This is a genomic window from Polaromonas sp. P1_G4, from assembly GCF_056405475.1.
Map to the genome: position 1 here is coordinate 1 of NZ_JBFUCA010000315.1, position 5,062 is coordinate 5,062.

Here is a 5,062-nt window from a genome sequence, read left to right on the forward strand (position 1 = left end):
TCTGGGCATCGTGAGCTAGGGCCTGCCAACTTAACAGGCCGGGGTATGCAACACTGCGCCTTCTCGACCTTCAACTCTTTCAAGGATGAGTTCATGACTCCAGGCAATCCGTTCAAGGCAGCGCTTGCTCGCGGCCAGCAGCAAATCGGTTTGTGGCTTTCCATGGCCGACCCCTACCTTGCTGAGGTCAGCGCCACCGCCGGATTCGACTGGCTGCTGATTGATGGCGAACATGCGCCCAATGATTTGCGCAGCACGCTCGCCGCGCTCCAGGCTGTAGCGCCCTACCGCTCGCAGCCTGTGGTGCGTGCGGTAGCAGGCGATGTGCCGCTGATCAAGCAGTTGCTGGATATCGGCGCACAGAACCTGCTGATCCCCATGGTCGATACCGCTGAACAGGCGCAGGCCATCGTCAGCGCTACACGGTATCCGCCCTTGGGCATTCGCGGTGTCGGCAGTGCTGTAGGGCGCGCCTCACGCTGGAGCGCGCGCACCGACTACCTTGACAAGGCCGACGGCGAGGTCTGCCTGCTGGTGCAGGTGGAAACCGTCACTGCCCTGGGCAACCTGCAGGCCATTTGCGCCGTGGACGGCGTGGACGGCGTTTTCATCGGCCCCGCCGACCTGGCCGCTTCCATGGGTTTTCGCGGCAAGCCCGGCCACCCCGAGGTGCAGGCGGCGATCGAGCAGGCCATGAAAACCATCATCGCTTCGGGCAAGGCAGCCGGTACGCTGACTTCCGACCCGGCGCTCGCCAGGCGTTACCTGGCGCTGGGCTGCACCTTTGTGGCCACCGGCGTTGACGTCCTGGTCTATGCCAACGCCGTCAGGCGCCTGGCGTCAGATCTTGTGCCATCGGGTGGCGCGCAGGCAGCAGCGCCTGGCGCCGCCTACTGATCCCGGCCAGGCGAAACAGGTGATTTTCCAAGCCCGCAGCTTTCATGGCGAAACGGGCTCTTGCGCGCGCTGATCAAGCGCAAGCAGCTATCAAAACCATAGCGCCTGCACGGGTCTTCCAGTTTGCTGGCATCCCTAGATGTCAAAGCGGATGCCCTGCGCCAGCGGCAGGCTGGATCCGTAGTTGACCGTGTTGGTGGCGCGGCGCATATAGGCCTTCCACGAATCCGATCCCGACTCGCGCCCGCCGCCGGTTTCTTTTTCACCGCCAAAGGCGCCGCCGATCTCCGCACCGCTGGTGCCGATGTTGACGTTGGCAATCCCGCAGTCGGAGCCGCGCGCCGAGGTGAACTGCTCGGCTTCGCGCAGGTCTTGCGTGAAGACAGCCGACGACAGGCCGTGCACCACGGCGTTGTTCAGCGCGATGGCTTCGTCAAAGTTGTCGTAGGGCACGACATACAAAATCGGCGCGAAGGTTTCGTGCAGCATGGGGCCGGCTTGCTCCTTCAACTCCACGATGGCGGGGCGCACATAGTGGGCTGATCCATCCCCCGGTTGGCGGTCACCGAAATGCACAGTGGTGCCCAGCTTCTTCGCTTCGCCCAGGGCCGACTGCATGGCCTCAAACGCACGGCCGTCGATCAGCGGGCCGACCAGCGTGCCGTCTTTGAGCGGGTTGCCGATGGGCAGGCGTTCAAACACAGCGACCAGGCGTTTGACCAGTTCCGGGTAGATCGAGCGGTGAACGATCAGGCGGCGCAGGCTGGTGCAGCGCTGGCCGGCAGTGCCGGCAGCTGCGAAAGCCGCACCGCGCACCACCAGTTCCAGGTTGGCCGACGGGCAGACGATAGCGGCGTTGTTGCCGCCCAGCTCCAGCAGCGAGCGCTTGAAGAGGCCGGCGCAGGCAATGGCCACGTTCTTGCCCATGGCGGTGGAGCCGGTGGCGCTTACCAGTTTCACATGCGGGTGCTTGACCAGGGCCTCGCCGGTGGCGCGCTCGCCGATCAGCAGTTCGCTCAGGCCTTCAGTGGCCAGGTCCAGGTCTTTCGCCGTTTGCAGCAGCAGGCCGTTGAGGGCGATGGCCGACAGCGGTGTTTTTTCCGACGGCTTCCAGGCCAGTGTGTTGCCGCACACCAGCGCCAGCGCGGCGTTCCAGGCGAACACCGCCATCGGGAAGTTGAAGGCCGAGATGATGCCGACCACGCCCACGGGGTGCCAGGTTTCCAGCAGCTTATGGTCGGGGCGTTCGCTGGCAATCGTCAGGCCGTAGAGCTGGCGCGACAGGCCGACCGCGAACTCGCAGATGTCGATGACTTCCTGCACCTCGCCCAGGCCTTCCTGCAAGATCTTGCCGGTCTCCAGCGAGATCAGCTGGCCCAGCTCGGCCTTGTGGCGGCGCACGGTTTCACCAAAAGCACGCACCAGTTCGCCGCGTTTGGGGGCGGGCACATTGCGCCAGTCGATAAAGCGCTTGTATGCGCCGTTCAATGCGCTGTCGACGTCGGCGGCGCTGCGAATGGCCACGCGTGCCAGAAGGCTGCCGTCGATGGGGGTGACCACTTCGATGGCCGCGGAAGCCTTGCTGCCGAGGTCGGCGTTGACGCCCAGGGCTTTAAAGAGGGATGAAACGTCGCTGGAGTGACTCATGCGGAAGTCCTTTCGTGGGTTGTCCTGAAATCGGAAGCGGTGTGGATGGCGACGCTTTGCAGCCCGCGGCCCAGGCGCTCTGCGCCTTGCTGCAACGCTGCCGGTGATGGGTTGGCAAAACTCAAACGCAACCAGGGTTGTGCGGCGTTGCTGATGCTGAAGGCGGCGCCTGGTACTACCAGCACTCGATGCCGAAGCCCGAAGTCCACCCAATCTTGTGCCGGCAACAGGGGCAGGTCGCTGCGCAGCCGTGCCCAGACAAACATGCCGCCTTGCGGCGCACCGAATTCGAGCAGCCCGCTGGCATGCGCGCGCAAGGCGTTGGCCAGCGCGGCGCCTTTGGCCGCGTAGGCTGCGCGCAGCGAGGCCAGGTGCGGCGCGAGGCGGTAGGAACCCAGCATGGTCGCCAGCGTGAGTTGCTCCAGCGAACCGCTGTGCACATCGGCCGCCTGCTTGGCCAGCACCACTGCGCGCAGGATGTCCGCAGGCGCGAGCAGCACACCGAGCCGAAGGGCCGGGGCCACCACTTTGGAATAGCTGGTCATGTAGGCGACCTGGGCGGGCGAGCCGGCCTGCTGGTTGAGTTGCGCCAGCGGCGGCGGCGGCGCCTCGCCAAACCACAGCTCACCATATGGGTCGTCTTCGATCAGGATCACGCCGTACTGCGCGGCCAATTCCAGCAGACGAAGCCGCCGCGCCAACGGCAGCACGGCGCCGGTCGGGTTGGCAAAGTTTGGTACGACATACAGCACGCGCGGGCGCTCAGCCAGCAGGATAGATTCGAGCCGGTCGATATCCATGCCCTGTGCGTCTGTTGGAACTTCAATCAGCCGCGCACCTGCAAAACGGAAAGCCTGCAGCGCGGCCGGGTAGTTGAACGACTCCACCGCGATACCTTCGCCCGGCTCGATGAGCACACGCGCCAGCAAATCGATGGCTTGCTGCGAGCCGGTGGTGATGAGCAGCTCGCTCGCCTTGGCCGCCAGGCCGCGTTGTGTGAGCAGGGCGGCGCTGGCTTCACGCAGCTCTGGCAGGCCCTCGGTAGCGCCGTATTGCAAGCTGCGGCCTTGCAGCTTGCCGGTCACGTCCTGCAGCGATTCGCGCAGCCAGTCGGCCGGCAGCAGCGCCGGATCGGGGTGGCCGCCTGCCAGCGAAATCATGCCCTCCTGGCCGGCGAGCGCCAGCATGGCGCGTATGGGTGAACCGCTGGCTTGCGCGTAAAGTGCGCGCACAGCACTCATGCGCGTGCGGCCGTCATGCCGAAAATGCCGGTGGCGTTGCCAGCGTCAAAAGCCAGGTCCAGCCTAGGCACCTGCACGGGGTCATTTGCCGCAATGGGTGTCAGTGCATCGCGCGTGATGAATTCGTAGAAAGAGCCGGGCACATCGCGCGTGACGCGGCCTTGCGGGGTGATGAACTCGCGCTGCACCGTTGCGGCACGAAAGGCGGTCTGGCGCACACGGCCGCTGGCAGAGACTTCAACCTTGTACTTGATGGGCCGGCCCAGCGTGCGCTGGCGTTCGGCGACCGCGTCCACGTCACTCACGCGGTCGGTGGCATGGTTAAAGGCATTGCCTTCGGTGGCAATCCAGGCCATCTCGGCGGATTCGGCCAGCAGCAATTCGTAGTCGTCCATGCCAAACACGCCGTGCTGGCGGTCAAAGCACTGCAGCAGTTGCGGCAGTAAACGCAGCGCCTGCACCAGGGGCAGCACGCCGTCACGCGTGAGTTGCTCGAGGTCCGCCACATCCTGCGGGCCCAGCGGGTCGCGTGAGGTCGACAGCACGCGCGTGACGGCCGACTGGAAGGGCGCGGAGAACTGCTCGGGGTGCAGCTCGGAGACAAAGAACTGCGCAATGTCTTCGGGAAAATCGCGGTGGCTGTAGGCGCGGCCTGTCATCTTCAGGCGCGGCAGCGGGTAGGTGCCCTGCAGTTCAAAACCCAATGGGCGCAGCACGCGAGTGAAGGCGGCTTCGCCCGCTGGCAAGGCGCCGCTGGGCCAGCGCACCGTGCGCAGCGCGCCGTGGTCAAACACCACTTGCCGTTTTTGTGCGACCACGTCGCTGGCGATGTAGTCCTGCCCCGCCGGCACGCGCTGCACCAGGCCGTGGAACAGCGCCATGTTCAGCGCCTGGGCCAGTTCGGCCCGGGTGACGGTGCCCGAGGCCGGCTGCTGCAGCGACGGATGAACGTACATCTGTTCATGGATGTCTTTGACGGCTTCGGCGGGCAGGCAGCAGGCGAGGAGCTTCTGGAGGTGGGTCATTTTCAGGCGTATTGTCGGCAGGTGAAAGCCGGATTTTCGGCAGTTTCAGCGTCATGCACAAAGGATGTATTTCGATGGACGCATGAGATATATTCATGCGATGCGCCGAAAGATCCCCTCCACCCAGGCCCTGCTCGCCTTTGAAGCGGCGGCCCACCGCGGYAGTTTCACACTGGCGGCGCAAGACCTGTCGGTGAGCCAGAGCGCGGTCAGCCACCAGATCCTCGGGCTGGAGCAGGACCTGGATGTGAG

General features: G+C 65.0%; 5 protein-coding genes. 2 read left to right on the forward strand and 3 right to left on the reverse strand.

What is annotated here, in order from left to right:
- Window positions 1-93: 93 nt before the first annotated feature.
- Window positions 94-897, forward strand: coding sequence for a 4-hydroxy-2-oxoheptanedioate aldolase (gene hpaI, locus AC1D1X_RS15360; RefSeq protein WP_477668924.1), 804 nt, complete (start codon window positions 94-96; stop codon window positions 895-897).
- Between the two features lie 135 nt (window positions 898-1,032).
- Here hpaI and amaB read toward each other — a convergent pair whose 3' ends face one another.
- Genes amaB through AC1D1X_RS15375 form a run of 3 tightly spaced genes read right to left on the reverse strand, consistent with a single transcriptional unit; the run spans window position 1,033 to window position 4,810 of the window.
- On the reverse strand, window positions 1,033-2,544 hold the full coding sequence (gene amaB, locus AC1D1X_RS15365; RefSeq protein ID WP_477668460.1) for an L-piperidine-6-carboxylate dehydrogenase: 1,512 nt from the start codon (window positions 2,542-2,544) through the stop codon (window positions 1,033-1,035).
- Window positions 2,541-3,785, reverse strand: coding sequence for an aminotransferase-like domain-containing protein (locus AC1D1X_RS15370; protein ID WP_477668459.1), 1,245 nt, complete (start codon window positions 3,783-3,785; stop codon window positions 2,541-2,543). The genes amaB and AC1D1X_RS15370 overlap by 4 nt, the downstream gene beginning before the upstream one ends.
- Window positions 3,782-4,810: a 2-oxoadipate dioxygenase/decarboxylase family protein gene (locus tag AC1D1X_RS15375; RefSeq protein WP_477668458.1), complete on the reverse strand. Its 1,029-nt coding sequence runs from the start codon at window positions 4,808-4,810 to the stop codon at window positions 3,782-3,784. Before AC1D1X_RS15375 ends, AC1D1X_RS15370 begins: the two co-directional genes overlap by 4 nt.
- 100 nt (window positions 4,811-4,910) lie before the next feature.
- On the opposite strand from AC1D1X_RS15375, the gene AC1D1X_RS15380 reads away from it, so the two are divergent.
- Window positions 4,911-5,062: LysR family transcriptional regulator (locus AC1D1X_RS15380; RefSeq protein WP_477698589.1), on the forward strand; the 152-nt coding region annotated here is incomplete at its 3' end.